Origin of the sequence: Solimonas sp. K1W22B-7, assembly GCF_003428335.1 — a bacterium.
Taxonomy (GTDB): domain Bacteria; phylum Pseudomonadota; class Gammaproteobacteria; order Nevskiales; family Nevskiaceae; genus Solimonas_A.
The window spans coordinates 1,231,734-1,258,387 of the sequence record NZ_CP031704.1 but is presented as its reverse complement, the minus strand read 5'-3'; the positions used below and the strand labels follow the sequence as shown (position 1 = coordinate 1,258,387).

The following is a 26,654-nucleotide window of genomic DNA, read 5'->3' as shown; positions in this document are numbered from 1 at the left end:
CACTTCGTTCCAGGAGAGCAACTGATGCTCTCGCGCGTCGCCGACAACCTCTACTGGTTCGGACGCTACCTGCAGCGTGCCGAAAACACCGCCCGCATCGTCAACGTCCACGGCCACCTGATCTTCGACCTGCCGCGCCAGGTGGAATTCGGCTGGCTGCCGCTGGTGCAGATCCTGGGCCAGGAAGAAGAGTTCAACGCCCGCTACGCCGGCGAATCCGGCGAGGCGCAGATCATGCGCTTCCTGCTGCTGGACGAGGAGAACCCGGCCTCGATCATCCGCTCGCTGCACCACGCCCGCGAGATCCTGCGCACGATCCGCGAATGCGCGCCGCGCGAGGTCTGGGAGCGGCTCAACGACCTGCACTACCTGGTGCAGGAGAAGGGCGACAAGGCCCTGACGCGCTCCAAGCGCCAGGACTTCCTGCAGCAGATCGTCGACGGCGCGCTGGTGATCTACGGCATGATCGGCGCCAACATGAGCAAGGACGTGGGCTTCCACTTCATGCGCATCGGCAGTGCCATCGAGCAGGCCGACATGACCACGCGCATCATCGACGTGCGCTCCTCCAGCCTGATCAAGCCCAAGGCCGCCGAGGAACTGGCGCCGTTCCAGAACATCCAGTGGATGGGCGTGCTGCGCTCGCTGATGGCCTACCAGATGTTCCGCCGCCACGTGCGCGGCCGCGTCAACGGCCCCAACGTGCTGCGCTTCCTGCTGCAGAACCGCGAGTTCCCGCGCAGCGTGATGTACTGCCTCAACTACATCTCCCACACCCTGCCCAAGCTGCCGCCGGACCGCCCGCTGCAGCGCACCCTGGACCGGGCACGGGCACTGGTGATGGACGCCGACGTGGATCGCCTGATGCTGGGCGGCATCAGCGAAGTCATGGACGAGATCCAGGTGGGCCTGGCGAGCGTTCATGAGGGTGTGAGCGAGGCTTACTTCAAGCTTTGAGCTTCTGAGCTTCTGTCCCCTCGCCCGCTTGCGGGAGAGGGTGCCCGGAGGGCGGGAGAGGGTTTCTGTAAATCGTGGCCAGGCTGGCCATCCCGCCATACACAGAAACCCTCTCCCCTGCCCCTCTCCCGCAAGCGGGCGAGGGGAGAAAAGGCGGAGCTAGTGCCCGTGATTCAACGGCAGCGTCTGCTGATTCGGATCCGCTTCCCACTCGAACTTCGGCAGGGTCTCGCGGAACACCTTTTCCAGCTGCTCGCCCCAGGCCTTCTTCAGGGCGGCGTAGTACGGCGTGTCCAGGTCCAGGCGCAGGCGATGGCCGATCTCCAGCGCGTCGCGCGGCAGGATCGCCACGTCCAGCGGCGGGCCGACCGTGAGGTTGGATTTCATCGTCGAGTCCAGCGACACCAGGGCGCAGCGGGCCGCGTCCTCCAGCGAGGTCTGGCTCATCTTGATCATGCGGTCCAGGATCGGCTTGCCGTACTTGCTCTCGCCGATCTGCAGGTAGGGCGTCTCCGGCGAGGTGGCGATGCAGTTGCCTTCCGGGTAGACCAGGTACAGCGCCGGCTCCTCGCCGAGGATCTGCCCCCCCAGGATCAGCGTGGCGCGGAAATCGACGTTGCTGTACTGGCCGCCCTGGGAGAAATCGCGCTGGGCGCGCACCAGCAGCTGGCCGATGTACTCGGCGGCGTCGTACATGTGCCGCGCGCCGCGCAGGCTCAGTTCCGGCGGGGCCGCGCTGTTCCAGTCGCGCCAGGCATGGTTCAGCACCGACTGGGTGGTGGCCAGGTTGCCGGCCGACAGCAGCACGAATACGCGTTCGCCGGGCAGCTCGAAGCTGTGCAGCTTGGGGTGCGAGCGGACGTCGTCCACCCCCGCCGTGGTGCGGGTGTCGCCGGCGAAGACGAGTCCGTCATTCACCTTGATCGCTACGCAGTACGTCATTGCCCTCTCGTCTCGCAAGGTTCTTCGGCGGGGGCGGCATTGTAGGTCCACCCCGGCGCAGCGCAAATGGCCGTGCCGCAGGAGGAAGCACACGCCATGCCATCGACTACCGGTCCCCGCTAGTATGCGGGCATAGACCTTGGGAGAACCAGCAATGACCGAGCGGACCATCGAATTCTTCTGGGATGCGGCCAGTCCCTATACCTACCTGGCGGCCACGCAGATCGAGGCCCTGGCCGAGCGCTGCGGCTGCAAGCTGCAGTGGCGGCCGTTCGTGCTGGGCAAGGCCTTCGAGGCCACCGGCAACCGCGCGCCGGCCATGATCCCGGCCAAGGGCAAGTACCTGTTCAAGGACCTGCGCCTCTGGGCCAGGCACTACGGCGTGCCGCTGTTCTTCCCGCGCGTGTTCCCGGTCAACAGCCTGACCGCCGGGCGCATCGCCTGCGCGCTGCCGCCGGAACGGGTCGGGGCCTGGGCCAAGGCCGTGATGGACGCCTACTGGACCCGCGACGCCGACATCAGCCAGGCCGAGGTGCTCAAGGGCGTGGCCGATGCCGCCGGCTTCGACGGCGCGGCGCTGCTGGCGGGGGCGCAGGAGCAGCCCGCCAAGGACCTGCTGCGCGCCAACACCGACGAGGCGGTGGAACGCGGCGTGTTCGGCGCACCGACCTTCTTCGTCGGCGAGCAGATGTTCTGGGGCAACGACCGCCTGGTGCTGCTGGAGGACTACCTCAAGGGCAAGCTGGCGGCCTGAGGACGGAATCCATGCAGGAATCACAGGACAGCGGCGCCAGGGTCTGGTGGTATGCCAACGGCAGCGAGCAGCACGGCCCGGTGAGCGGCCCGGAGCTCAAGCGCATCGCCGCCGGGGGCGGCCTGCGCCAGGATGCGCTGGTCTGGCGCGAGGGCATGGCGGAGTGGATCACGGCGGCCTCCGTGCGGGGGCTGCTGCCTGCGGCGGCAACCGCGCCGCCACCGCCGCCTCCCCCACCCGTCTCGCCCCAGCGGGAGGCGACACCGGGAACCTGGGCGGCCCCGGCGCCGCCCGGCCCCGCAAGCAACGAGGCGCCATGGTTCGCCGTCTCCACCACCAAGCTGCTGGTGATGTCGTTCTGCACGCTGACCTTCTACAACCTCTACTGGCTGTACCAGAACTGGCTGCGGATCCGGCAGCGCGATCGCAGCGACATCTCGCCCGTCGCCAGGACCCTGTTCGGCATCTTCTTCGTCCACGTGCTGTTCCGGCGGGTCCGGGACGATGCCGAGGCCGCCGGCCTGTCTCCCTCGTACAGCGTCGCCCTGCTGACCACGCTGTTCATCGTGATGGCATTGACCTGGAGGCTGCCGGACCCCTGGGACTGGATTTCGGCGATGCATGTCTTCGTGCTGCTGCCGGTGCAGGCGCTGGCAAACCGGATCAATGCCGCCGTGGCTCCGGGACACGAGCGCAACGAGCGCTACAGCGGCGCCAACATCGCCACGATCGTCATCGGCGGCCTGCTGATGGTGATGGCGGTGCTCGGCTCATTCATCGAGGAGGAGCCGGAGGAGGAGAACTCCGGGCAGCGGCGCAAGCCCGGCCGTTCCGCGCCGGTGGCCATGCCGCACGCCATCCCTTCCGGCGACGCTCAGGCGTAGTCGTCGACCAAACCAAGACGGTAGAGACGGCGGCGCGGGCCACCGTTGCCGATGTCCGCCGGCAAACTGCGCGGATCGCCGCGGCGCGGCGGCGGCAGCGCGGCGACCTGCGAGCGCGCCATGTCCAGCCCCTGCCCGTTCAGCAGCTCGCGCAGCTGCGGCAGCGACTGCGACAGCAGTTCGCGCGTCGCCGCATGCGCGGCCTGGAAGGAGACCTCGGCAACCTGGCCCTGGGTCTCGATGCGGATGCGGATCGGGCCCAGTTCCTCAGGATGCAGGTCGATGGTGGCTTCGGACAGGCCCAACTCCGTGGCCCAGCTGACGCGCTCGCCCAGGCCGGCGCTCCAGTCGGGATCGCTCAGCGCCAGCGGCGCCAGGGGCACCGCTGCGGACGGCACGGCGGGAGCCGAAGCCTGCGAGGCAACGACAAGCGGCAGGGACGCAGGCGGCTGCGGAATCAGCAGGGCCGGCGGGACCGATGGCACGGGAATTTCGGCTGTCGCCAGCGGCAGCGGGGTCTCGGCCGGTTTCGGCAGGGACGCGGTGACCCCGGCGGAAACATCGTCCGTGCCCGCGGCAGGGACCGTGGCGTCGTTCGCAGCCGCCGTGGACGGCAGCTTGCCGGGGGGCGGCGGCAGCGGCACCAGGGCCAGCAGCCAGTTGACCAGGGCGGCGGGAGGCGCCGCGGCTTCATCCTGCACCGGCGGCTCCGGCGCCTCGGCCGCCGGGGCGGCCGGCGTCTCGTCCACGACGGTAGCCGGCAGGCTGAACAGCAGCAGCGACTCGGCGTCGAGAGCCGGCAGGCTGGCGGCCGGCGGCGTTGCGGCAGCGGCAACGCTGCCGATGGCGGGCAGCGGGCTCATGAGATCGGGTCTTTCTGGGTGGCAACGAAGCGGCGCAGCGCCAGTTCGTCGGCACCGCGCTGCTCGCGGCGCTCGTCCTGGCGTTGCTCACGGCCGCGATAGCAGGCGGCCAGCTGGTCCAGCACCGAGACATCGCGGCGCTTCAGCAGCCAGGCGGCGCGCTCGGCTTCCACCGCCAGCCGCGCGTCCTCCACCGCCTGCAGTTGGAAGCGTTCGGCATCGCGCAGGCGCGACAGGAAGGCCTGCCGGTTGAGCATCAGCACCGCCGTGGGGCCGGCCGGCGCGTGGGCGTATTCGTCGGCATAGCGGCGCAGCTCGGCCAGGCGCGCTTCCTGGTCGGCATGGCGGCGCTGCACCTCGGCCAGGCGGCGGGCCGCCTCGTCCTCGCGGGTTTCGGCGAGCGTTTGCAGCGGCACCAGGCGACGCGAGTTCATGGATTGTCCTTATGTGGTCAGCAGAGCATCAAGGGCACGGCGGCTGGCGTCGAAGCCGGCCGGCTCGCGCACGTCTTGGCGCAGGAATTCCTCGATGCGCGGCCAGCGCGCGATCGCGGCATCGACGCGGGCATCGGAGCCCTTCTGGTAGGCGCCGATATTGATCAGGTCGCGGTTGCGCTGGTAGGCGCTGAACAGCGCCTTGAACTGGCGCATGCGCTGCTGGTGTTCGGGCACGGTGATCTCGTTGGCGACACGCGAGATCGAAGCCTCGATGTCGATCGCCGGGTAGAGCCCGGCATCGGCGATGGCGCGCGACAGCACGATATGGCCGTCGAGGATGCCGCGCGCGGTATCGGCGATCGGGTCGTTGGGATCGTCGCCCTCTGTCAGCACGGTATAGAAGGCAGTGATCGAGCCGGCGCCGTCGATGCCGTTGCCGGCGCGCTCGACCAGGGCCGGCAGCTTGGCGAACACCGAGGGCGGATAGCCGCGCGTGGTCGGCGGCTCGCCCACGGCCAGGCCGATCTCGCGCTGCGCCTGGGCGAAGCGCGTCAATGAATCCATCAGCAGCAGCACGTGGCGGCCCTGGTCGCGGAAGTACTCGGCGATGGCGGTGGCCAGGTACGCACCGCGCAGGCGCATCAGCGGCGAACGGTCGGCGGGCGTGGCCACCACCACCGCGCGGCGCAGGCCCTCGGGGCCGAGATTGTGGTCGAGGAAGTCGCGGACTTCGCGACCGCGCTCGCCGACCAGGCCGACGACGATGACGTCGGCCTTGGTGAAGCGGGTCATCATACCCAGCAGCGTCGACTTGCCGACGCCGGTGCCGGCGAACAGGCCCAGGCGCTGGCCGCGGCCGACGCTGAGCAGGGAGTTGATGGTGCGCACGCCGACGTCCAGCGGCTCGCTGATCGGGCTGCGCGACAGCGGGTTGATCTGGGTGCCCTGCAGCCTCGCGTAGGCGTTGCAGTCGAGGCGGCCCTTGCCATCCAGGGGGCGGCCCTCACCGTCGAGCACGCGGCCCAGCAGGCCCTCGCCCACTGCCACCTCGGCGGCATGGCGGATCGGGATCACGCGCGCATTGGGCTTGAGTCCCTGCATGTCGCCGATGGGCATCAGGAAGGTGCGGTCACCGGAGAAGCCGACCACCTCGGCCTCCAGGCCGGTGCCGTCGGCATTGGCGACGCGGCAGCGCGCGCCGATCTGCACCTGGCAACCGACGGCTTCCAGCGTCAGGCCGACGACACGCTTGAGCGTGCCCTCCACCATCAGCGTACGCGCGGCGGGAATGCGGGCGGTTTCGGCACGCAGGCGGCGCGTGAGAGTCCTGTTCCTCGCGGCGGCCCACTCGCTCATGCGAAATCCCCAGACTCGTAGGAGCGGCTGTTAGCCGCGAACGCGCGTTCGCGGCTAACAGCCGCTCCTACAAAAGAAACGCTCGTGTCGATCACTCCGCTTCTCCGATCAGACTCTGCGCCAGGTTCGCCTGGCGCGTATCGAGGCGAGCATCCACCTGGGCGGCATCGCTGACCACGCGGCAATCGCCGCGCATCAGGCCGGGATCGGCAACCACCCGCAGTTCGGCCACGTCCGGCGGCGCCACCAGGTGTTCCTGCAGCAACTTTGCGTCCTCCGGATGTGCCATCACGCGCATCTGCCGCGCATTGCCGTCGAGCGCGCCGATGGCTTCGCGCACCACGCCGAGCACGCGCGTCGGGTCCAGTTCCAGTTCCTGCTGCACCAGGCGGCGCGCGACCTCCACGGTCATCGCCACCAGGGTGCGCTCCACTTCCTCGTCGATCTGGGCCAGCGGCCGCGCCAGGTGCGCGACCAGCTCACGCAGGCGCGCGGCCTCGGCGCGTGCCTGCTGCAGGCCGGCGGCATAACCCTCGCCGTGGCCGCGGGCGAAGCCGTCCTGGTAGGCCGCGGCTTCCATTTCGTCGAGCTGCTGCGCGGTGTGCAGCACCACGTCCTCGGGACAGTGCCCGGGGCCCGGGAAGACCGGCGGCTCCCAGCGCAAGGGCAGCGTCAGCTCAGACAAATTCCTCTCCCTTGCCGCCCAGCGAAATCGTGCCGGCGTCGGCCAGGCGGCGCGCGGCCGCCAGGATTTCCTTCTGCGCCGCCTCGACGTCGGCGACGCGCGCCGGCCCCTTGGCTTCCATGTCTTCCAGCAGCATCTCGCCGGCGCGCTTGGACATGTTGCGCACGAACTTGTCCTTGACGCGCGCGTCGGCGCCCTTCAGCGCCATGCCCAGGGTTTCGGTGGACAGGTCGCGCAGCAGGGTCTGGATGCCGCGGTCGTCGACCTCGCCGAGGTCGTCGAACACGAACATCAGGTCCTGGATGCGCTGCGACAGGTCGGCATCGACCTCGCCGATCTTGCTGACGATGGACTGCTCCAGCGCCGAGTCCATCAGGTTGAGGATGCCGGCGGCGACCTTGATGCCGCCGACGCTCGAGGACTTGAGATTGCCGCCGCCGGAGAACTGCTTCTCCATGATTTCGTCGAGCTCGCGCAGCGCCGCCGGCTGGATGCCGTCGAGCCGCGCGATGCGCATCAGCACGTCGCCGCGCATGCGCTCGGGCAACAATTCCAGCACCTCGGCGGCCTGGTCCGGGTCGAGGTAGGCCAGCACGATGGCGACGATCTGCGGGTGCTCGTTGCGCACGAGATCCGCAACGGCGCGGGTCTCCATCCACTTGAGCGCTTCCAGGCCCTTGCTGTTGCGGCCCAGCAGGATGCGGTCGATCAGGCCCGAGGCCTTGTCCTCCCCCAGCGCACCCACCAGCACGCGGCGCACGTAGTCGTCGGCACCCACGCCGATCGCGGTCTGGTTGTCCAGCTCCATCACGAAGCGGTCGATCACCTCGTTGGCGCGCTCGCGCGAGACATTGCTCAGCGAGGCCATGGCCTGGCCGACCTTCTGCACGTCCTTGGCGCCCATGTGCTTGAGCACCTCGGCGGCCTCGGTCTCGCCCAGCGACATCAGCAGGATCGCGGCGCGCTCGGCGCCTCCGATATCCGCAGCGGGAGTCGAGTCACCCATCATTCTTGCCCAATCCAGTTCTTGACGACCTGCGCGACGCGCTTGGGATCCTGGCCGACCGCGGCGCGCGCGGTCTGCAGCTTCTGGTCATAGGGGTCGGGCAAGGCCGCGACCGCGGCGTTGCCGGCGCCGCGTCCCAGGGCAATGGGCCCGTCGGACACCACGCGCACGTCGTCGGAGCCCAGGCCACCGGCACCACCCGGTCCCGGCAGCGCGGTGGCCGCGCGTGCCGACAGCGGCGTGGCCAGCAGCTGGCGCAGCACCGGGCGCAGCACCGCGAAGATCAAGGCCAGCACGATCAGCGCACCGCCGACATGGCGCAGGCCGTCGCGCAGCTGCGGGTTCTGCCACAGCGGCAGGTCTTCCGGCGTCACGGCGTCGGGCTGCACGAAGGGCGCGTTCTGCACGCTGAGGCTGTCGCCGCGCTGCGGGTCGAAGCCGACGGCCTCGCGCACCAGGGCGTTGACCTTCTCCAGTTCGGCCTTGTTCAGGGCCACCATCGTGGCTTTCTTGTCGGCACCGACGCGCGGCACGTAGTCCACCAGCACCGCCACCGAGAGACGGCGGATGTTGCCCACCGGCTGGCGCGTGTGGCTCAGGGTGCGGTCGATCTCGTAGCTGCGCGAGGACTGCTTGCTCTGCGACAGCGGCGTTTCGGCGCTGCCATTGGCGCCCGTGAGCTGGTTCAGCGGCGGGTTGGCGGTCTGCGGCGGCGGCTGGTTGCTGGTGGCGCCGGGAATGCCGCCGGCCTGGCCGGAAGCGCTGCGCTGCTGCTCCTCGGACACCTGCTCGCTGCGCACGGTGGCGGAGTCGGGCTTGTAGGTCTCGCGCGCCTCCTCGGTCACCGAGAAATCCAGGTCGGCGCTGACCTGGGCGCTGACGCGGCCGGCACCGAGCATCGGCGTCAGCAGCTGCTCGATGCGGCGCACGTAGTCGGACTCGACGCGGCGCGCATAGTCGAACTGCTCGCCGCTCTGGCCCAGCGGGCTGCTGGCGTCGTCGCGCGTCAGCAGGCGGCCGTTCTGGTCCACCACGGTGACGGCGGAGGGCTGCAGGTTGGACACGCTGCTGGCGACCATGTGCACGATGGAAGCGACCTGGTCGGGCTCCAGCGAGCGGCCGGCATGCAGTTCCACCAGCACCGAGGCGCTGGCGGCCTCGCGGTTGCGGGTGAAGGCGGAGGCCTTGGGCAGCGCCAGGTGGACGCGGGCGGCGCGCACCGGCTGCAGCGTGGAGACACTGCGCGCCAGCTCGGTTTCCAGCGCGTGCTGGTAGCGCGCGGTCTCGATGAACTGGCTGGTGCCGAAGCCCTGCTCCTGCTGGATCATCTCGAAGCCCTGGGCGCTGCCGCGCGGCAGGCCCTGCGAAGCCAGCTTGAGGCGCGCCTCGTGCACCTGGTCGGCCGGCACCGAGACGGCACCGCTGACGGTATCGACCTGGAAGGGGATGTTGGCCGCACGCAGGGCCTCGCCGATCTCGGCGGCGTCCTTGTCGGCGAGATTGCCGTAGAGCGGGGTGAGATCCGGCTTCTGCGACCAGGTGAACATCATGAAGCCGGCGGCAACCGCCAGCGCCACGCCGACCAGCATGAGCAGCTGGCGCAGCGCCGGGAGGTCCCTGAGGCTGCGCGGGGGAGAAAGAGCGAGTTCGGCCATGGCGTGTTATTCCCGAACTAGATCGGCATGTTCATGATGTCCTGGTAAGCACTTACCAGGCGATTGCGGACTTCGACCATTCCCTTGAACTGCACCTGCGCACGGGCGCCGGCCACCATCACGGAGGCCAGGTCGGTGTTCCGGTCGCCCATGGCGAAGGCGGTCTGCAGGCGCGAGCTGTCCTGCTGCGCTTCGTTGACACGGTTGACGGCGCCCTGCAGCACCGACTCGAAGCCGGCCTTCTGCGCCGCAGGCTGCGCAGCCGCCGGCACGCCGGCCGGACGCTGCGTCGCCTGGGTCTGCATCGCGCGGATCTGCGCGAGTACATTGTTGATGCCGATCTCGTTCATCGCGGTTTTCCGGATGGGTTTGAGAGGAAGGGTGCAAGACCTGTTCCCGGGGAAAACGGATTCATGGCGCGGTTTCCGGGGCTTGAGTCGTCAAGGATTTGGCGGGGCTTCAGTTCCCCTCTCCCGCAAGCGGGAGAGGGGAAAAAAACACCCTCACGCGCTCAACTGCTCGCCCTCACCCGCCAGCTCGCGCGTCAAGCCGTACTTGCGCAGCTTCTCCACCAGCGTGGTGCGGCGGGTGTTGAGCAGCTTGGCGGCATGGGCGACGACACCGGAGGACTGCGCCAGGGCCTGGCGGATCAGCGCCAGTTCGATGCCCTCGATGTGGTCCTTGAGGTTGACGCCTTCCGGCGGCAGCTGGCTCAGGGCGGCGATGGCGCTGGCGGTGGACGGCGGCGGCAGCAGGCCGGCGGCGGCGAGCATCGCCTCGTGGCGGTCCTCGGCGGGCTCCTCGGCCGGCGTCAGCGTCAGCTGGCCGGCGCGGTAGCGCTGCGGCAGCAGCTGGGCGCCGACGTTGGCGCTGGGGTGCAGCACCGCGAGGCGCTCCACCAGGTTCGACAGCTCGCGCACGTTGCCCGGCCAGTGGTAGGCCCGCAGCGCGTGCACCGCGTCCGGCGCCAGGCGCACCGAACCATGGCCGTTGCGCTCGTTGCCGGAGACCAGGTCGTCGATCAGCAGCGGCAGGTCCTCCAGGCGCTCGCGCAGCGGCGGCATCTCGATGGGGAACACGTTGAGGCGGTAGAACAGGTCTTCTCGGAACGTGCCCTTGACGATGTTCTCCTCGAGGTTGCGATGGGTCGCGGCGATCACGCGCACGTCGCAGCGCACGCTGCGGTTGGAGCCGACGCGTTCGTAGGTGCGCTCCTGCAGGGCACGCAGGATCTTGACCTGCATCGGCAGCGACATGTCGCCGATCTCGTCGAGGAACAGCGTGCCGCCGTCGGCCATCTCGAAGCGGCCCTTGCGCGAGGTGATGGCACCGGTGAAGGCACCTTTCTCGTGGCCGAACAGCTCGCTCTCGAGCAGCTCGGAGGGGATCGCGCCGCAGTTGACGGCGACGAAGGGCTTGTCGCGGCGGGCGGAGCAGGAATGCACCGCGCGGGCGACCACTTCCTTGCCGGTGCCGGACTCGCCGGTGATCAGCACGGTGGTGTCGAAGCCGGCGACCTGCTCGATCAGGCGGCGCGTGCGGCGCACCGCCGGCGAGTTGCCGGTGGGGCCAGCCTGGCGCATCGACTGCTGGTGCAGGTCCATGCGCAGCAGGCTGGCGCGGCGCAGGATCTCGTGCAGCTGCGGGTACTTCACCGGGTAGTCCAGCGACATGCAGGCACTGGCGTCGAGGTTGTGGCGCTGCATCAGCAGCTCCTGGCGCGGCTGCAGCACCAGCAGCGGCGGGTGGTAGCGATCGCGCTTGAGCCAGTCGACGAAGGCCGTGAACGGGGCCTCGTCACCGGTATCGCCGACCACCACCGCCAGCCAGTCCTGCTGGCGCTGCTGCGACAGGTTCAGTTCGGACACCGACTCCACCATGACCGGGCTGTGGTCGATGAACTGCAGGATCGCACCGAGCGTCTGCAACCGCGACGCGTCGGAATCCACCACCAGCACGCGGGATTCAGACATGGGCTTCTCCACGGGAGAACTCGCGCAGCAGCTGGGCGATGTTGTGTTCGTAGTCCTGCTTGTTGATGAAGCCGTCGGCGCCGGACTGCGCGGCGAACTCGCGGTGCGCGGCGTCGTCGTAGTGGCTGGCGATGACCACCCGCGGCGGATGGTCCTGGGCCTTGATCAGGCGCGTGGCCTGCAGGCCGCCCATGCCGGGCATGGCCAGGTCCATGATGATCAGGTCCGGGCGAATCTCCTCGGCCAGGCGCACGGCGTCGTAGCCGTCGTAACCCTCGCCGACGACCTCCACCTGCGTGCCCGCCAGCAGGTGGCGCGCGAGCACCACGAAGGCCTTGTTGTCGTCGATCAGCAACGTCCGGAGGTTGTTCATGTTCATGCTCCTGCTTCTGTCTCTTGCAGCTCAACCCGCCATCGCGGCGGTGCGGGGGGACGGGATACCGCGCTCTTTGGCGGGCGCGATCTTCATGGCTTCGCGGTACTTGGCGACGGTGCGGCGGGCGACACGGATGCCCTGGCGCGCCAGCAGCGCGGCGATGTCGCCGTCGCACAGCGGCGTGCCGCGGCCTTCGCCGTCGATGATGCGGCGGATCATCGCCTTCACCGCCGTGCCCGAGGTCTCGCCGGCCAGGCCGGTGATCTGGCTCGGGAAGAAGGCCTTCAGTTCGTACACGCCCCAGGGGGTCTGCACCCACTTGTTGCTGGTGACGCGGCAGACGGTGGACTCGTGCATGCCGATGGCCTCGGCCACCTCGCGCAGCGTCAGCGGCGCCATGCCGACTTCACCGCTTTCGAGGAAGGCCCGCTGGCGCTGGAAGATCACGCGCACGGTGCGCAGCAGCGTCTGGTGGCGAATCTCCAGGCCGCGCACCAGCCAGCGCGCTTCCTGCAGCTGGTCGCGCAGCCCCCGGTGCGTGCCGCTCTGCGTCAGCAGGCGCTCGTACAGCTTGTTGACGCGCACGCGCGGCAGGCGCTCGGCATTGAGTTCCACCTTCCAGGCACCGGCCGTGCCGGTGACGAGCAGGTCCGGCGTCACCGCCTCGGCCGGGGCCGACAGTGCGGCGGCGGGCTTGGGGTTGAGGGTGCGGATCAGGGCCACCGCCTGGCCGATCTCGGCACGGCTGACGCCCAGCAGCGCCTGCAGTTCCTGGGTGCGGCCCGCGGCGACCAGGTCCAGCGCGGCGGCGGCGATGAATTCGGCGAGATCGCGGCCCGGGGTCTTCGGCGGCAGCATGCGCAGCTGCAGGCACAGGCACTCGGCGAGGTTGCGTGCGCCGAAACCGCTGGGCTCCACCGCCTGCACCTTGTCCAGCACCATCTCGACCTCGTCGAGGCCGGCGGCGAAGTTGGGCCCGAGGCGCGCGATGATCGCGTCCAGCGGCTGTTCCAGGTAACCGTTGTCGTCGATCGCCTCGATGATCGCCTCGGCGATCAGGGCCTCGCGGCGGCCTTCGATGGTCAGCTGCAGCTGCTCCAGCGCCGCGATGCGGGCGTCGGTCTGGGCGGCACTGGCGTGGCGCTCCTGCCAGGGACGGTCGTCGTCGTCGGAGGGCTCTCCGCCGGACCAGCTCTCGGCGCTGCTCCAGTCGAAGTCGGCCTCGACCTTGTCGTGGGCGCCGGCATCGATGCCGGTGACCTCGGCGTGCAGCTCGTCGGCGGGCGCTTCCTGCGGCACCGGCTCCTCGTCGGAACCCTCGGCCTCGTCCTGCTCCAGCATGACGTTGGTTTCCAGGGTCTGGCGCAGCTCCTGCTCGAGCTCCAGGGAGGACAGCTGCAGCAGCCGGATCGACTGCAGCAGTTGCGGCGTCATCGCCATGTTCTGGCTGGTCCGCAGGTGCATGTTGGTCTTCATTCCTCTCTCCTCGCCGCTTCTTCTATGGGGCCCATAGTTGGCGAGGATGGCTTACGTCCGTAGCGGAACATTCCCTACGCATTGTAGGGATTTACCCCACATATGACGGATTTCTGACGATCATCCGGCTTGGCCCGAAGGGAGTTGCACCATTCAAGTGCTTGTATCGAATGAAGATCGCAATGCAGCAAATCAGGCCATGCCCGGGCCACCCCCGGCGCTGTCGTTAAAAACTACTGGGTCGGGCCTGCTTGTAGGGGTTCTGCGCCCCTGCCAATGCAGGATCGCGACCAGGTGCCGGCGCCGGAAAGGCGGCGCGCATTCCGCCGCGGACACTCCGCAAACATTTGTCACAAAGGGCAAAAACTACCACTGCGGGGGCAGCGGCCAATCATTACCATTCCATGACAAGCCGCCGCGATGTACGGCAGGCCGGCGCGGCATCCCGCCGCAGCCAGAACCGGCGCAGCAATGAAGCTGCGACCTGAGGAGAGTCATGGTGTCGACATTCACTCCCGGCGGCCTCGGCCGTCTCGCTTTCGCATTGCTGTTCGCCGCGCTGGCCGGCTGCCACAGCAGCTCCGAGGTCAGCGCGACGCCCGGCGAGAACCCCGGCGGCGGCACGCCGGAACCGATCCCGGCCGAGCAGGCCTCCATCGACAGCGAACTGGGCACCGACCTGCTGTTCGCCAGCCGCTGCGATCCGCTGGACCCGCACTACTGCACCTTCCCCTGGCCCAACGACTACTTCACGGTCGCCGACGACAGCACCGACACCGGCCGCCACGTCAACCTGAAGCTGCTGTCGATGCCGCGCAACATCACCGGCAAGCCGATCACGCCGACCGACTTCAACCGCAACGACGGCTTCTCGCCGGGCAATGCGATCCTCACGCGCATCCCGGGCCTGGACCTGGCCAAGACCGGTGCCGTGCCGATCACCGACATCGGCGCCAGCCTGCGTGCCGACCAGCCGATCGTGGTGATCGACGCCGACACGCTGGAGCGCCACCTGATCTGGTCGGAGCTGGACGCCAACCTCACCAAGGCCAGTCTCTGCGACGCTCCCGATCCGCTGGCCGTGGTCAGCGGCCTGCTGGAGATCGACCAGATCACCGACCTGCTGCACACGCTCGAATCGCTGTGCGACGTCGTGCCGCTGCCGGAGAACCCGCTGAACGACCCGGGCCCGGCGCTGATCGTGCGCCCGGCCAAGAACTTCGAAGAGGGTCACCGCTACATCGTGGCGCTGCGCCGCATGAAGGACGGCGCGGGCGAGATCATCGAACCCTCCACCGCCTTCCGCATCTACCGCGACAACCACGTCAGCGAGCGCGCCGCGATCAATGACCGCCGCGCCCACATGGAAGAGATCTTCGAGAAGCTGGGCCGCGCCGGCATCGGCCGCTCCGATCTCTACCTGGCCTGGGACTTCACCGTGGCCAGCGAGCGCAACCTCAGCGAACGCGCGCTGAAGATCCGCGACACCGCCTTCGGCGACCTCGGCAACGCCGCGCCGGAATTCACCATCGACGCGGTCACCGACTTCAGCGCCGAGGAAAACGCCACCATCGCACGCCAGGTCACCGGCAGCGTCACCGTGCCGAACTTCCTGACCGGCAGCGGCGCCCCGGGCTCGCGTTTCAACACCAGCGGCAGCAGCGACGGCCTGCCGACGCAGAACGGCACGATGAGCGCCACGTTCACCTGCCGCATCCCGCGCGTCGCCTTCGGCAACGCCGCCAATGCGGCCGATGCCATCAGCGTGAACCTGGTGCGCCCCTCGATGTACGGCCATGGCCTGCTCGGCAGCCAGGGCGAGGTCGGCGGCGGCCACATCGGCGACACCGCGCAGAACCAGCGCATGATGTTCTGCGCACCGGACTGGATCGGCATGGCCGAAGCCGACGTGCTCAACGTGCTGACGCTGCTGCTCGACATGAGCAACTTCACCACGCTCACCGACCGCGGCCAGCAGGGCTTCCTCAACTGGATGTTCATCGGCCGCGCGATGATCCACGCCGGCGGCTTCTGCTCCAACGCCGCCTTCCGCGTCGGCGACAAGTGCGTGATCGACCGCCGCGAGCTGTTCTACGACGGCAACTCGCAGGGCGGCATCATGGGCGGCTCGCTGGTGGCGCTGTCGCCGGACATCCGCGCCGGCGTGCTCGGCGTGCCGGGCATGAACTACTCCACGCTGCTGCAGCGCAGCGTCGACTTCGACACCTACGCCGCATTCTTCTACACCGCCTACCCTGCCTCGCTGGACCAGGCCTTCACGCTGTCGCTGATCCAGCTGCTGTGGGACCGTTCGGAGATGAACGGCTACGTGCAGCACCTGCGCGCCGACGACCCGCTGCCCAACACGCCGCCCAAGCGCGTGCTGCTGCACCCGGCCTTCGGCGATCACCAAGTATCGATGACCACCGCCGAGGTCGCGGCGCGCACCATCGGCGCCAAGCTGCATTGCCCGGCCGTGGTCGGCGGCTCGCGCGCACAGCGCGGCGACAAGGTGCTGGCGGGCGTGCACCCGCAGGTGGAGATGGAGCCGGAGGGACTCAACATCCACCGCCGCCATGCCGACGACGAGCCCTACTACGGCATCCCCTGCCTGAGCTACCCGCACAACGGCTCGGCGCTGGTGGTCTGGGACAGCGGCCCGCTGTTCAAGCTCGACGGCTCGCCGAACCCGGACGGCGTCGCCACCCCGCCGATCGACAACCGCCCGCCGCGCCCGGAACTGGGCTACGGCGCCGACCCGCACAGCTTCCCGCGCAAGGACCCGAGAGCCCAGGCCCAGAAGGGCGCCTTCCTGCGCTCCAACGGCCGCGTGGTCAACGTCTGCGGCAGCGAGCCCTGCACGACCAAGGGGTTTGATCCGACGCCGTGATGCGTGCTGGCTGAAACGAAAAAGCCCGCCGGAAGGCGGGCTTTTTCATGTGCGGTGCTTTACTTACGCGGTTCGCCGCCGAAGCTGTACGGCGTCGGGAACGGCGTGACCTTGCCGCCCTCGCCGAGGATGCGCGCCGTGCCCTGCTTGTTGACCTCGTCGATGCGGATCACCGCATGCACCGGCACGTAGAAGCGCTCGACGTTCTCGAACTCGTTCTTCAGCTTCTCCTCGCCCGGGTCGACGACGATGCTGCTGCGCTCGCCAAACACCAGCTTGCCGATCTCGACGAAGCCCAGCATCGAGCCATGGCTGACTTCGCGCGCGTAGATCTCGTAGACCTGGTCGCGGTTGGTGAACTGGATGCGGTAGAGGCGGGGTTTGGTGGGCATGAGTCAAAAGCTGCGGTCGATGCGCTGAGTTTACACCCACCGCAGTTCTCCCTCTCACGGCGTGTCGAAAGGCCCGGAATGTAGGAGCGAGCTTGCTCACGACCTTCCTCTATTCCCACCGAACCGTTCATCCCGAGTGCCGCGTAGCGGTGTATCGAGGGCGCGCACAGCGGTGATGCCGGCGACTACGCCGGTCGGGAGCCGTGGATCCCTGTTGGTTTATTTCGCCTAAGGGCGAGTCACTTTCTTTGCTTGTGCAAAGAAAGTAACCAAAGAAAGCACACCCTGGGTGCGGGCGGCCCCGCTGAAGCGGGGCAACCTGCACGGTGGTCGAGCGCGACGGGTCGGACACACAGGCCATCCATGGCCTGCGTGTCCTCGGCCGGACGTCCTGTCCGGCTCGACCCTGCGCCCGCCCCCCGCGCAGGCACCCGCACAACAGGGGCCCAACGTCAAAAGCATTCGCTCACGCTCATCAAGCCTTCGGAAGAGTGATCCCAAACAGGCTTCACCTGATCGTTGCCAGTTCGCAAGGAACTTGAGCCCCTCTCCCCTCGTGGGAGAGGGGTTGGCGAGGGAATGGATTCCCGAGGTAGGGCAACGCATGGAGCAGTTGCCGAGAGAGGGGGAGGCCCGAAGATATTAACCCCAGCAAAAATACGGAACTCCGTTAGGAGATCACACCCGCCAGAAATTAAAATAGTCCCACGAGCTGCGAGAGGCCTCTCTCCTCCAGGCGCTGCGTATGGCGCCGCACCAGACGACCCGGGCTGACCGAGTAGGGCTCTGCTGACGCATCCGCGAATAGGTCGCGGACTCGTCTGGCTTCTTTAACAAGCTAGCTTCACTGCCCGCCGGGCTGCAGGGGTCCGGTGCGGCAGGTTTATTCCAGACATAAAAAAAGCGCCGGAGACCGGCGCCAAGTACACCCCACTCTTGGACAGTGGACTCGTCAGAAAAGCTCAACGGCTCCCGACTGCATCGATACCTGCGCCACCGGCTTGTGTGCCGGCTGGCGCCAATTCTCCGTGGCCGCCGGAACCGGCTGGCCTGAACCCTCGGCCTGGATCGCCTCGATACGCCGCAGGTGGCGCTCGGCGGAACCCAGGGCCTGGGTGACAATGTCTTCGAACTGCAGGCAACGGACCGCTTGACCCACCGATTGGGCGATATGTTCGCGGGAGGCGGAGACCTCTCGGATGCCGGCGGTGAGGCTGCCGTTGACCTCCTCGACCTGGCGCAGCAGGCGGCCGGCCTCGTCGCGGGCCTCGGTGCTGGCGCTCATGTCGCGCGAGGCCATCTCGCCGACCGTCTCGCGGACCTTGGCCACGGCGTCGCGCGAGCTGGAAACCAGCTTGCGGATCTGTTCGTTGAAGCTGGTGGAACGCTCGGACAGGTTGCGCACCTCCTCGGCCACCACCGCGAAGCCGCGGCCGGCCTCGCCGGCGCGCGCCGCCTCGATCGCCGCGTTCAGCGCCAGCAGGTTGGTCTGGTCGGCAATGGTCTTGACGTCGCCCAGCAGGTCGAAGATCGCATCGAGATGCTTGACCATCTCGTCGATCTGGCCGGCGCTGGCGGCGCTCTGGCGGCTGGCCTGGGCCAGCGCCTCCACCAGGCTGTTCATCAGGGTGCCGGCGGTGCCGGTGAAGTGGCGCACGCCGCCACCATCCTGCTGCTCGCCGTTGCGGCTCAGGATGCGGCCGACCGCACTGGCCTGCACCTGTGCCTGGCGGTTCATCTCCTCGAAGCTGCCGCCGAGCTGGCGCGTGGCCTCGGTGACCAGCTGCCGCACACGGGCGATCTCCTGCTGCGTGCCCTGCATCTCGGCGCCCATGCCGCGGCGCAGGTCGGCCAGCAGCTGGCGCTGCGATTCGCCCGCTGCACGCAGGGTCTTGAGTTCGGTCTCCGTGGCCTGGCGCTCGCGCCAGTATTCACGGCCGGCCCAGGCCCAGGCAGCCGCCATCAGCAGGACGCCGGCCCAGCTCGCCGTGGCCGGCAGGCCCGCCAGCTGGATGGCGAAATGCGCGGCGGTGAGCGCCAGCGCGGGAGGAATCGATTTGTTCAGGTTCATGGGGTGATCCCTGTGTTCGGGTGCGACTTCATCATTCAGGTCCAGGCCAGCAGCTGCCCGGCTATACGCTCCAGAGGCAAGACCTGTTCCGGGGCGTTGATTTTCACGGCGGACCCCGGCATGCCCCAGACCACGCTGCTGGATTCGTCCTGGGCCAGGGTATGGGCGCCGGCCTTGCGCAGCTCCAGCAGGCCGCGCGCGCCGTCGTCGCCCATGCCGGTCAGGATCGCGGCCACGGCGTTGCCGCCGGCATTCCTGGCGACCGAGCGGAACAGCACGTCGACGCTGGGACGGTGACGGTTCTCCGGCGCTGCGTCGGTGAGCCGGCAGACATAGCGGGCGCCGTCGCGCACCACCGTCAGGTGGCGGCCGCCGGGGGCGATGTAGGCATGGCCCGGCACGATCAGCTGGCCGTCGGCGGCCTCGCAGACCGACATGGCGGAGGTCCGGTTCATGCGCTCCGCAAAGGGCGCGCTGAACGCGGCGGGGATGTGCTGGGTGATGACCACCGCCGGGGCGTCGGGCGGCATCATGTCGAGCACCACCTTGATCGCCTCGGTGCCGCCGGTGGAGGCGCCGATCGCGATCAGGCGCTCGGTGGTGCGGAACGGCGTGCTGCGCCGCGCCGGCACGGCGGCGGCGGGCCTTGCGGCGGCCGGCCCGCGCGGGCGGGCACGAGCCACGGCCTTGAGCTTGCCGCGCAGTTCGTCGGCGTATTCGTGCAGGCCCTGGGCAACGTCGAGCTTGGGCTTGGTGACGAAGTCCACCGCGCCCAGCTCCAGCGCCTGCAGCGTGATGTCGGCGCCGCGCTCGGTCAGCGAGGACACCATCAGCACCGGCAGCGGATGCAGGCGCATCAGGTTCTCGAGGAAGGTCAGCCCGTCCATGCGCGGCATTTCCACGTCCAGCGTCAGCACGTCGGGCTTGAGCTGCTTGATCTTGTCGCGCGCGATGAAGGGGTCGCAGGCAACGCCCACGACCTCGATCTCCGGGTCGCCGGAGAGAATCTCGGTGAGCAGGCTGCGCACCAGCGCCGAGTCGTCCACCACCAGGGTGCGGATGCGGTTCATTCGAACAGCTCCACCGAACCGCCCTTGGGCTCCTGGCGCAGGCGGCTGAAGTAACGCGTCTCTTCGGCCGCGACCTGGCCGCGCTCGAAGGCCGGCAGCTTGCGCAGCATCACGCGGCCGCTGCGCGGGAAGTAATGGACATGGCGCGGGCAGTTGTCGAGCAGGTCCTGCGACAGCACCGGGATGCTCTCGCGCTCCAGGTATTCGAGCACGAAGGCGGAGTTGCGCTCGCCGACCTTGTTGTACTGGAAGCTCGGCAGCATGGCGCCGCCGCCGAAGACCTTGGCCTCCAGCCGGGCGCGCAGGGCGCCATGCTTGAGCAGTTCGTTGATCAGCATTTCCATGGCGTAGCCGCCATAGCGCGCGGACTCGCTGGCGCTGCCGCCGGACTCGCTGTCGGGCAGCATGAAGTGGTTCATGCCGCCGATGCCGCTCAGCGGATCGCGGATGCAGGCCGACACGCAGGAACCCAGCAGCGTCGTCAGGATGCAGTCCTGCGTCGTCACGACAAACTCGCCGGGCAGCACCTTGACCACCTGCGCGCTGTAGCGCGGATCGTAGTAAGGAACGGCCGCCTCGGAGACGGTACTGCGGGCCTTGCGCATCGCATACATCAGGTCCCTCCCTTTGCCGTGCGTCGATACACCGTGCGACCGCAGGGGGTCACGACGTCGGCAGCATGGAAGAAGCTCTCCGAGTGTCCGGCGAACAGCAGGCCGTCGGGCGTCAGCAGCGGCGTCAGCCGCGCCAGCAGGCGGTGCTGGGTCGGCTTGTCGAAGTAGATCATCACGTTGCGGCAGAAGATGCCGTGGAAGGGGCCACGCATCGGCCAACGCTCCGCCAGCAGGTTCAGCGGGCGGAAACTGACCAGGCGGCGCAGCGGTTCGGCGACGCGGCAATAGCCTTCCATGGACCCGGTGCCACGCGAGAAGAAGCGGCGCCGGCGTTCCTCGTCGAGCTTCTCGATGCGCTCGATCGGGTAGACCCCGCGCTCGGCGGCGGCCAGCACCTGGGTATCGACGTCGGTGGCGAGGATGCGCACCGGCGGGTCGTCACGGCCGAAAGCCTCGATCGCGGCCATCGCCATCGAATAGGGTTCCTCGCCGGTGGACGAGGCCGAGGACCACAGCCGCAGCGTCTCGCCGCGCGACTGCAGCCTGAGGTGCCCGGCCAGGATCTCGAAATGATGCGGCTCGCGGAAGAACGCCGTCAAGTTGGTGGTCAGCGCGTTGGTGAAGGCCTCCCACTCCGGGTTGTCCGGATCGTCCAGGCGCGCCAGGTAGTCGCCGAAGGAGTCCAGGTGCAGCGCACGCAGGCGCCGTACCAGCCGGCTGTAGACCATGTCGCGCTTGGCCGGCGCCAGCGAGATGCCGGCGCGGCCATGGATCAGTGCGCGCACGCGTTCGAAGTCGCTGCGGGCAAAAGCGAACTCGCGAGCTTCAGCCACCGCCATGACGCACCCTCCCCTGTCCATTCTCCTCCGACAGCCGCGACAGCAGCGGCCGCAACGGACACTGGCGCGTCTCCACCGGCATCAGCGCGGTGGAGCCGCTCAGGCTCAAACCCCAGTTCGCCAACAGTCGCAGCCACGACGCCGGCTCGGAGGCCAGGGACTCAGCTTGCTTGACGATCGACATGGCGATGCTCCGTCCGGGCCGGGCTCAGAACTCGGTCCACTGCTCGCTGTGACGCTCGCCGGACCCGTTGACGCGAACCGGGGCGGCCGCGGCGGCGGGGCGCGCGGCGACAGCCGGGCGGGTGGCGGAGCGGGCCGCGGCGGGCTTGGCGGTGGCGCGCGGCGCCGCCGCTGCCGCCAGGCCCGCGGCCTGCTCTGCCAGGCGGAAGCGGCTGACCGAAGCCTGCAGTCCGCCGGCCTGCTCTTCGAGCGAGCGGGCGGCGGCGGTGGCTTCTTCCACCAGCGCGGCGTTCTGCTGGGTCACCTCGTCCATCTGCGTGATGGTCTGGTTGACCTGCTCGATGCCCTGGCTCTGCTCCTGCGAGGCGGCGGTGATCTCCGACATGATGTCGGTCACGCGCTTCACGCTGGTCACGATCTCGTCCATGGTGCGCCCGGCCTGCTCGACCAGCTTGGAACCGTTGCCGACCTTCTCCACGGAGTCGCCGATCAGGGTCTTGATCTCCTTGGCGGCACCGGCGGAACGCTGCGCCAGGCTGCGCACCTCGGCCGCCACCACCGCGAAGCCGCGGCCCTGCTCGCCGGCACGGGCGGCTTCCACCGCGGCGTTCAGCGCCAGGATGTTGGTCTGGAAGGCGATGCCGTCGATGACGCTGATGATGTCCACGATCTTCTTCGAGGACTCGTTGATCGCCGCCATGGTGGTCACCACCTGGCTGACCACCGAGCCGCCCTTGACCGCGATGTCGCTGGCGCCGATCGCCAGCTGGTTGGCCTGCTTGGCGTTCTCGGCGTTCTGCTTCACCGTGGAGGTCAGCTCTTCCATGCTGGAGGCGGTTTCCTCCAGGCTCGCCGCCTGCTGCTCGGTGCGCGCCGACAGGTCGGTGTTGCCGGCCGTGATCTCGCGCGAGGCCACGTTGATCGTCTCGGTGGCGCCCTTGATCTGGCTGACGATCGTGGTCAGCTGCTCCACGGTCTTGTTGGCGTCGTCCTTGAGCTGGCCGAAGGTCCCCTTGTACTCGGCGGTGATCTTCTCGGTCAGGTCGCCCTTGGCCAGGGCGGCCAGCACGCGCACCACCTCGTTGAGGCCGACCTCGCTGGTCTGCAGCAGCTGGTTGATGTTCTCGGCCAGCATCCTGAAGAAGCCGTCCTTGCCTTCCAGCGCCACGCGGCGGGTGAAGTCGCCGTTGGCGGCCGAGCCGACGATGCCGGAAACCTCGTTCTCCACCGCCACCTCGGCGGTGCGGTTGGCCCACTCCACCACCGTGCCGAGACGCTCGCCCTTGTCGTTGACGATGGGGCTGGCGATCAGGCCGAAGGTCAGGCCCGAAACCTTGATCTCGGTGCGGTAGGAGCCGCGCAGGTTGCCCAGCAGGCCCTGCTGGTGCGCCGGATTCCTGTGGAACACGTCGATGCTGGCGCCCATCAGCTTGCGCGCGTCGAAGTGCGGCAGGGCCTTGCGCAGCTCGGGCTCGGCCTTGACCAGCATGTCGCCGACCGCGGCATTCATGTAGACGATCTCGCGCTCGTTGTTGGCGATCATGACGTTGCCGGAAACATTGTCCAGCGCGTTCCTGATGCGCAGGTTCTCGTTGGCCAGCTTGCGCTCGGCCTCCAGGCGATCCTGTTCACGCTGTGCGGCCGCCAGTTCGGCGGTCATGTCCTTCCACTCGACGACATAGCCCAGGCGCTTGCCCTGCTCGTCGTTGATCGGATTCAGGATCAGCGAGAAGCTGCGGCCGCCGAGCACCAGCCTGGCGCTATGCGTGCTGGTCATCTTCGCCAGCAGGCCGCGCTGGTAGGCCGGGTTCTTGTGGAACAGGTCGATGTTGGTGCCGATCACGCTCCTGGCGTTGAAGGCCGGCACGTCCTTCTTGATGTCGGCCTCGGCGACGTCGAGCATCTCCCTGATCGAGTGGTTGACATAGATCACGTTGAGGTCGGCGTCGGCGATCATGACGTTGGTCACCACCACGTCCAGACCCTGCTTGACGCGCGCGGTCTCGGCCGCCAGGCGGCCTTCGGCCTCGCGGCGTTGCTGCAGCTGCCCCTGCATCGCCTGCATGGCGTGCAGCAGGCTGCCGCCGCGCTCTCCGGTCACCTTCACCGGCGTGGCCAGGTCGCCCTCGGCGATGCGGCGCACCACCTCGCGGGCATAGGCCGGCTCGCCGCCCAGCTCCGCGGCCAGGTTGCGCAGCTGCAGGTAGCCGGCGCCCAGGCCGTAGGCCACCGCCAGCACGATCAGGCCGAGGAACAGGTTGCGCATGAAGGCATAGTCGGCCACCGCCTCGGCGTAGTGCTCGCCGGCGACCCGCACCTGCAGTTCCTCCAGCTTGGCCAGTTCCTCGCGGGCCTTGGCATAGCTCGGCTCGACCTTCTGGCTGTAGACCTCGCGCAGGCCGGAGCGGTCGCCCGCCTGCAGCGCGGCGATGGCCGGCTTGAGGCCCTCGCCGACATAGCGCTCCAGCAGCGGGTTGAAGGCCTGCACCAGCGCCGTCTCCTCCGGCGTCAGGTAGGTGGCCAGGTAGTCCTTGTGGATGCCGGCGATGTCCTCGAGCTTGCGCTCGAGCTTGGCGGCGGACTCTGCCATCAGCCGCGGATCGTCCATCGCCAGGGGCCGCGAGGCGTCGCCGCGGGCACGGGCCATCAGCTGGTCGATCTGCGCCAGCTGCGACAGCGCCACCGTGCGGTCCTTGTAGACCGTGCTGAGGGTGTCGTTGCCCTGCGACAGGGCATGCAGGCCGAGCACGCCGACCACGGCGAGCATCAGCGTCAGGGGCGCGACGACCAGGATCAGCCGCAGTTTCATGGAGAGTCTGTTCATATCGGAGGGTCCGGATATCCGGTGGTCTATGGGCGGGGAAGGAAGCCGGCGCTCATGCCGGCTTCCTGTCGGGCGGGGTCAGAATTCGGTCCACTGCTCGTCGTGGCGCTCGCCGGCGCCATTGCGAGCCGCTGCGGCCGGGCGGCGCGCAGCGGGTGCTGCCGGGCGTGCCGCGGGGCGCGCCGGAGCGGCCTTGGGCACCGGCGCACGCAGCGGAGCCGTAGCCGCCGGGGCGGGCGCCACGTCCTGTTCGTCGAGGCGGAAGCGGGCGACCGAAGCCTGCAGTCCGCCGGCCTGCTCTTCCAGCGAACGGGCGGCGGCGGTGGCTTCCTCCACCAGCGCGGCGTTCTGCTGGGTCACCTCGTCCATCTGCGTGATGGTCTGGTTGACCTGCTCGATGCCCTGGCTCTGCTCCTGCGAGGCGGCGGTGATCTCCGACATGATGTCGGTCACGCGCTTCACGCTGGTCACGATCTCGTCCATGGTGCGCCCGGCCTGCTCGACCAGCTTGGAACCGTTGCCGACCTTCTCCACGGAGTCGCCGATCAGGGTCTTGATCTCCTTGGCGGCACCGGCGGAACGCTGCGCCAGGCTGCGCACCTCGGCCGCCACCACCGCGAAGCCGCGGCCCTGCTCGCCGGCACGGGCGGCTTCCACCGCGGCGTTCAGCGCCAGGATGTTGGTCTGGAAGGCGATGCCGTCGATGACGCTGATGATGTCCACGATCTTCTTCGAGGACTCGTTGATCGCCGCCATGGTGGTCACCACCTGGCTGACCACCGAGCCGCCCTTGACCGCGATGTCGCTGGCGCCGATCGCCAGCTGGTTGGCCTGCTTGGCGTTCTCGGCGTTCTGCTTCACCGTGGAGGTCAGCTCTTCCATGCTGGAGGCGGTTTCCTCCAGGCTCGCCGCCTGCTGCTCGGTGCGCGCCGACAGGTCGGTGTTGCCGGCCGTGATCTCGCGCGAGGCGACGTTGATCGTCTCGGTGGCGTTCTTGATCTGGCTGATGATCTGGGTCAGCTGCTGCACCGTGGCATTGGCGTCGGCCTTCATGCGGCCGAAGTCGCCGCTGTAGTTGCCGCTCATGCTCTCGGTGAGGTCGCCCCTGGACAGGGCGCTCAGCACGCGCTGGACCTCGTTCACCGCCTGCTTCTGCTCGGTGATGTCGGTGGCGTACTTGACCACCTTGAACGGCTTGCCGTTCATGTCGAAGATCGGGTTGTAGGACGCCTGGATCCAGATCTCCTTGCCGCCCCTGCCGACGCGCTTGTACTGGCCGGCGTCGAACTCACCGCGGCCCAGCTTGTCCCAGAACGCACGGTACTCGGGGCTGCCGCGCTCGATCGGATCCACGAACATCGAGTGATGCTGACCCCGCACCTCGTCCATCGTGTAGCCCAGCGTATTGAGGAAGTTGTCGTTGGCGACCTGGATGCGGCCGGTGAGATCGAACTCGATCACCGCCTGCGCCTTGCCGATCGCCGCCAGCTGGCCGGAGTAGTCGGCCGCCTGCAGCTTCTGCGCGGTGATGTCGGTGGCGTACTTCACGACCTTGAAGGGCTTGCCGTTCATGTCGTGGATCGGGTTGTAGCTGGCCTGGATCCAGATCTCTCGGCCGCCCTTGGCGACGCGCTTGTACTGGCCGGCGTCGTATTCGCCGCGGCCCAGCTTCTCCCAGAACGCGCGGTACTCGGGGCTGGCGCGGTACACCGGGTCGGCGAACATCGAGTGATGCTGGCCGCGGATTTCGTCCAGCGTGTAGCCCAGGGCCGCGAGGAAATTGTCGTTGGCAGTGAGGATCTTGCCGTCCAGCGTGAACTCGATCACCGCCTGGGCCTTGCCGATGGCGGCCAGCTGACCGGCGGAGTCGGCCGCCTGCAGCTTCTGCGCGGTGATGTCGGTGGCGTACTTGACCACCTTGAACGGCTTCCCACTCGCGTCGAAGATCGGGTTGTAGCTGGCCTGGATCCAGATTTCGCGGCCGCCCTTGGCGATGCGCCTGTACTGGCCGGCGTCGTATTCGCCACGGCCCAGCTTGTCCCAGAACGCGCGGTACTCGGGGCTGGCGCGGTACACCGGGTCGGCGAACATCGAGTGATGCTGGCCACGGATCTCGTCCAGCGTGTAGCCCACGGCGCCGAGGAAGTTGTCGTTGGCGGTGAGGATCTTGCCGTCCAGCGTGAACTCGATCACCGCCTGGGCCTTGCCGATCGCGGCGATCTGGCCACGCAGGTCGGCCAGCTCCACGGCGGCGGCGGAGGTGGCCTTGGCCACGGACCTGGACTTGGAGGCCGGAGCGGACTTCTTCTTCGGCGCGGCGACGGCACGACGGGGCCTGGCTGCTGACTGGGCCCGGGACTTGGCCGCGGATTTCGGTGTGGATCTGGCTTTCATGGGAAGGTCCTGG

The 26,654-nt window shown here is 68.6% G+C and carries 23 protein-coding genes; 4 read left to right on the top strand and 19 right to left on the bottom strand.

From position 1 onward, the window contains the following. The first annotated feature begins 24 nt into the window (after positions 1–24). Positions 25–957, top strand: a complete 933-nt coding sequence (locus D0B54_RS05880; RefSeq protein ID WP_117290099.1) for an alpha-E domain-containing protein — start codon at positions 25–27, stop codon at positions 955–957. 159 nt (positions 958–1,116) lie between these two features. Here D0B54_RS05880 and D0B54_RS05875 read toward each other — a convergent pair whose 3' ends face one another. Further along, a complete protein-coding gene (locus tag D0B54_RS05875; protein WP_117290097.1) occupies positions 1,117–1,899 on the bottom strand; it encodes a proteasome-type protease in 783 nt (260 codons plus the stop codon). A gap of 154 nt (positions 1,900–2,053) precedes the next feature. Here D0B54_RS05875 and D0B54_RS05870 point away from each other — a divergent pair, with 154 nt between their 5' ends. Continuing rightward, positions 2,054–2,653, top strand: a complete 600-nt coding sequence (locus tag D0B54_RS05870) for a 2-hydroxychromene-2-carboxylate isomerase (protein ID WP_117290095.1) — start codon at positions 2,054–2,056, stop codon at positions 2,651–2,653. Between the two features lie 11 nt (positions 2,654–2,664). Then, positions 2,665–3,537 (top strand): DUF4339 domain-containing protein, encoded by an 873-nt coding sequence (locus D0B54_RS05865; RefSeq protein WP_117290093.1) that lies wholly within the window; start codon positions 2,665–2,667, stop codon positions 3,535–3,537. Here D0B54_RS05865 and D0B54_RS05860 read toward each other — a convergent pair. The 10 genes from D0B54_RS05860 to rpoN all read right to left on the bottom strand — a co-directional run bounded on the left by D0B54_RS05860 (position 3,528) and on the right by rpoN (position 13,364). Continuing rightward, positions 3,528–4,400, bottom strand: coding sequence for a flagellar hook-length control protein FliK (locus D0B54_RS05860; RefSeq protein WP_117290091.1), 873 nt, complete (start codon positions 4,398–4,400; stop codon positions 3,528–3,530). The two genes, D0B54_RS05865 and D0B54_RS05860, sit on opposite strands and share 10 nt — an antisense overlap. Beyond that, positions 4,397–4,834 carry a flagellar export protein FliJ gene (gene fliJ / locus D0B54_RS05855; RefSeq protein ID WP_117290089.1) on the bottom strand — a complete coding sequence of 146 codons (438 nt, stop codon included), beginning with the start codon at positions 4,832–4,834 and terminating at the stop codon, positions 4,397–4,399. Before fliJ ends, D0B54_RS05860 begins: the two co-directional genes overlap by 4 nt. Before the next feature lie 9 nt (positions 4,835–4,843). Next, positions 4,844–6,193: a flagellar protein export ATPase FliI gene (fliI, locus tag D0B54_RS05850; protein ID WP_117290087.1), complete on the bottom strand. Its 1,350-nt coding sequence runs from the start codon at positions 6,191–6,193 to the stop codon at positions 4,844–4,846. Between the two features lie 91 nt (positions 6,194–6,284). Then, positions 6,285–6,878 carry a FliH/SctL family protein gene (locus tag D0B54_RS05845; protein ID WP_117290085.1) on the bottom strand — a complete coding sequence of 198 codons (594 nt, stop codon included), beginning with the start codon at positions 6,876–6,878 and terminating at the stop codon, positions 6,285–6,287. After that, the gene (fliG, locus tag D0B54_RS05840) at positions 6,871–7,857 is read right to left on the bottom strand and encodes a flagellar motor switch protein FliG (RefSeq protein WP_162932681.1); all 987 of its coding nucleotides are present in this window, start codon (positions 7,855–7,857) and stop codon (positions 6,871–6,873) included. The genes D0B54_RS05845 and fliG overlap by 8 nt, the downstream gene beginning before the upstream one ends. Positions 7,858–7,883: 26 nt before the next feature. Next, entirely contained in the window at positions 7,884–9,539 is a 1,656-nt protein-coding gene (fliF, locus tag D0B54_RS05835; protein ID WP_117290081.1) for a flagellar basal-body MS-ring/collar protein FliF, read from the bottom strand. 17 nt (positions 9,540–9,556) lie between these two features. After that, the gene (gene fliE, locus D0B54_RS05830) at positions 9,557–9,889 is read right to left on the bottom strand and encodes a flagellar hook-basal body complex protein FliE (protein WP_117290079.1); all 333 of its coding nucleotides are present in this window, start codon (positions 9,887–9,889) and stop codon (positions 9,557–9,559) included. A gap of 153 nt (positions 9,890–10,042) precedes the next feature. Continuing rightward, positions 10,043–11,512, bottom strand: a complete 1,470-nt coding sequence (locus tag D0B54_RS05825) for a sigma-54 dependent transcriptional regulator (protein ID WP_117290077.1) — start codon at positions 11,510–11,512, stop codon at positions 10,043–10,045. Continuing rightward, positions 11,505–11,885: a response regulator gene (locus tag D0B54_RS05820; protein WP_117290075.1), complete on the bottom strand. Its 381-nt coding sequence runs from the start codon at positions 11,883–11,885 to the stop codon at positions 11,505–11,507. The genes D0B54_RS05825 and D0B54_RS05820 overlap by 8 nt, the downstream gene beginning before the upstream one ends. Positions 11,886–11,915: 30 nt before the next feature. Then, positions 11,916–13,364 (bottom strand): RNA polymerase factor sigma-54, encoded by a 1,449-nt coding sequence (gene rpoN, locus D0B54_RS05815; protein WP_117290073.1) that lies wholly within the window; start codon positions 13,362–13,364, stop codon positions 11,916–11,918. Positions 13,365–13,863: 499 nt separating this feature from the next. On the opposite strand from rpoN, the gene D0B54_RS05810 reads away from it, so the two are divergent. Then, positions 13,864–16,254: a hypothetical protein gene (locus tag D0B54_RS05810; RefSeq protein WP_162932239.1), complete on the top strand. Its 2,391-nt coding sequence runs from the start codon at positions 13,864–13,866 to the stop codon at positions 16,252–16,254. A 59-nt stretch (positions 16,255–16,313) separates the two neighbouring features. Here the strand turns inward: D0B54_RS05810 and D0B54_RS05805 are convergent, their stop codons facing one another. From D0B54_RS05805 to D0B54_RS05770, 8 genes are all read right to left on the bottom strand, one after another. Next, positions 16,314–16,646 carry a DUF1820 family protein gene (locus tag D0B54_RS05805; RefSeq protein ID WP_117290069.1) on the bottom strand — a complete coding sequence of 111 codons (333 nt, stop codon included), beginning with the start codon at positions 16,644–16,646 and terminating at the stop codon, positions 16,314–16,316. A 952-nt stretch (positions 16,647–17,598) separates the two neighbouring features. Further along, a complete protein-coding gene (locus D0B54_RS25055; protein ID WP_117290067.1) occupies positions 17,599–18,717 on the bottom strand; it encodes a methyl-accepting chemotaxis protein in 1,119 nt (372 codons plus the stop codon). 35 nt (positions 18,718–18,752) lie between these two features. Beyond that, positions 18,753–19,787 (bottom strand): protein-glutamate methylesterase/protein-glutamine glutaminase, encoded by a 1,035-nt coding sequence (locus tag D0B54_RS05795; protein ID WP_117290065.1) that lies wholly within the window; start codon positions 19,785–19,787, stop codon positions 18,753–18,755. After that, positions 19,784–20,401, bottom strand: coding sequence for a chemoreceptor glutamine deamidase CheD (cheD, locus tag D0B54_RS05790; RefSeq protein ID WP_117290063.1), 618 nt, complete (start codon positions 20,399–20,401; stop codon positions 19,784–19,786). Before cheD ends, D0B54_RS05795 begins: the two co-directional genes overlap by 4 nt. Further along, entirely contained in the window at positions 20,401–21,240 is an 840-nt protein-coding gene (locus tag D0B54_RS05785; RefSeq protein ID WP_117290061.1) for a CheR family methyltransferase, read from the bottom strand. Before D0B54_RS05785 ends, cheD begins: the two co-directional genes overlap by 1 nt. Further along, entirely contained in the window at positions 21,227–21,424 is a 198-nt protein-coding gene (locus D0B54_RS05780; protein WP_117290060.1) for a hypothetical protein, read from the bottom strand. Before D0B54_RS05780 ends, D0B54_RS05785 begins: the two co-directional genes overlap by 14 nt. Before the next feature lie 24 nt (positions 21,425–21,448). Next, on the bottom strand, positions 21,449–24,232 hold the full coding sequence (locus D0B54_RS25050) for a methyl-accepting chemotaxis protein (protein WP_162932238.1): 2,784 nt from the start codon (positions 24,230–24,232) through the stop codon (positions 21,449–21,451). 93 nt (positions 24,233–24,325) lie between these two features. Continuing rightward, complete coding sequence (locus D0B54_RS05770) at positions 24,326–26,641, bottom strand: methyl-accepting chemotaxis protein (RefSeq protein WP_117290056.1); 2,316 nt, start codon at positions 26,639–26,641, stop codon at positions 24,326–24,328. Between the last annotated feature and the right edge of the window lie 13 nt (positions 26,642–26,654).

Coding starts and splice junctions, on each gene's coding strand:
- D0B54_RS05780 (WP_117290060.1), bottom strand. CDS start 21,424: ATGTCGATCGTCAAGCAAGCTGAGTCCCTGGCCTCCGAGCCGGCGTCG.
- rpoN (WP_117290073.1), bottom strand. CDS start 13,364: ATGAAGACCAACATGCACCTGCGGACCAGCCAGAACATGGCGATGACG.
- D0B54_RS05825 (WP_117290077.1), bottom strand. CDS start 11,512: ATGTCTGAATCCCGCGTGCTGGTGGTGGATTCCGACGCGTCGCGGTTG.
- fliI (WP_117290087.1), bottom strand. CDS start 6,193: ATGAGCGAGTGGGCCGCCGCGAGGAACAGGACTCTCACGCGCCGCCTG.
- cheD (WP_117290063.1), bottom strand. CDS start 20,401: ATGTATGCGATGCGCAAGGCCCGCAGTACCGTCTCCGAGGCGGCCGTT.
- D0B54_RS05875 (WP_117290097.1), bottom strand. CDS start 1,899: ATGACGTACTGCGTAGCGATCAAGGTGAATGACGGACTCGTCTTCGCC.
- fliE (WP_117290079.1), bottom strand. CDS start 9,889: ATGAACGAGATCGGCATCAACAATGTACTCGCGCAGATCCGCGCGATG.
- D0B54_RS05865 (WP_117290093.1), top strand. CDS start 2,665: ATGCAGGAATCACAGGACAGCGGCGCCAGGGTCTGGTGGTATGCCAAC.
- D0B54_RS05860 (WP_117290091.1), bottom strand. CDS start 4,400: ATGAGCCCGCTGCCCGCCATCGGCAGCGTTGCCGCTGCCGCAACGCCG.
- D0B54_RS05770 (WP_117290056.1), bottom strand. CDS start 26,641: ATGAAAGCCAGATCCACACCGAAATCCGCGGCCAAGTCCCGGGCCCAG.
- fliF (WP_117290081.1), bottom strand. CDS start 9,539: ATGGCCGAACTCGCTCTTTCTCCCCCGCGCAGCCTCAGGGACCTCCCG.
- fliJ (WP_117290089.1), bottom strand. CDS start 4,834: ATGAACTCGCGTCGCCTGGTGCCGCTGCAAACGCTCGCCGAAACCCGC.
- D0B54_RS05870 (WP_117290095.1), top strand. CDS start 2,054: ATGACCGAGCGGACCATCGAATTCTTCTGGGATGCGGCCAGTCCCTAT.
- D0B54_RS05785 (WP_117290061.1), bottom strand. CDS start 21,240: ATGGCGGTGGCTGAAGCTCGCGAGTTCGCTTTTGCCCGCAGCGACTTC.
- D0B54_RS25055 (WP_117290067.1), bottom strand. CDS start 18,717: ATGAACCTGAACAAATCGATTCCTCCCGCGCTGGCGCTCACCGCCGCG.
- D0B54_RS05795 (WP_117290065.1), bottom strand. CDS start 19,787: ATGAACCGCATCCGCACCCTGGTGGTGGACGACTCGGCGCTGGTGCGC.
- D0B54_RS05820 (WP_117290075.1), bottom strand. CDS start 11,885: ATGAACAACCTCCGGACGTTGCTGATCGACGACAACAAGGCCTTCGTG.
- D0B54_RS05880 (WP_117290099.1), top strand. CDS start 25: ATGCTCTCGCGCGTCGCCGACAACCTCTACTGGTTCGGACGCTACCTG.
- D0B54_RS05805 (WP_117290069.1), bottom strand. CDS start 16,646: ATGCCCACCAAACCCCGCCTCTACCGCATCCAGTTCACCAACCGCGAC.
- D0B54_RS25050 (WP_162932238.1), bottom strand. CDS start 24,232: ATGAAACTGCGGCTGATCCTGGTCGTCGCGCCCCTGACGCTGATGCTC.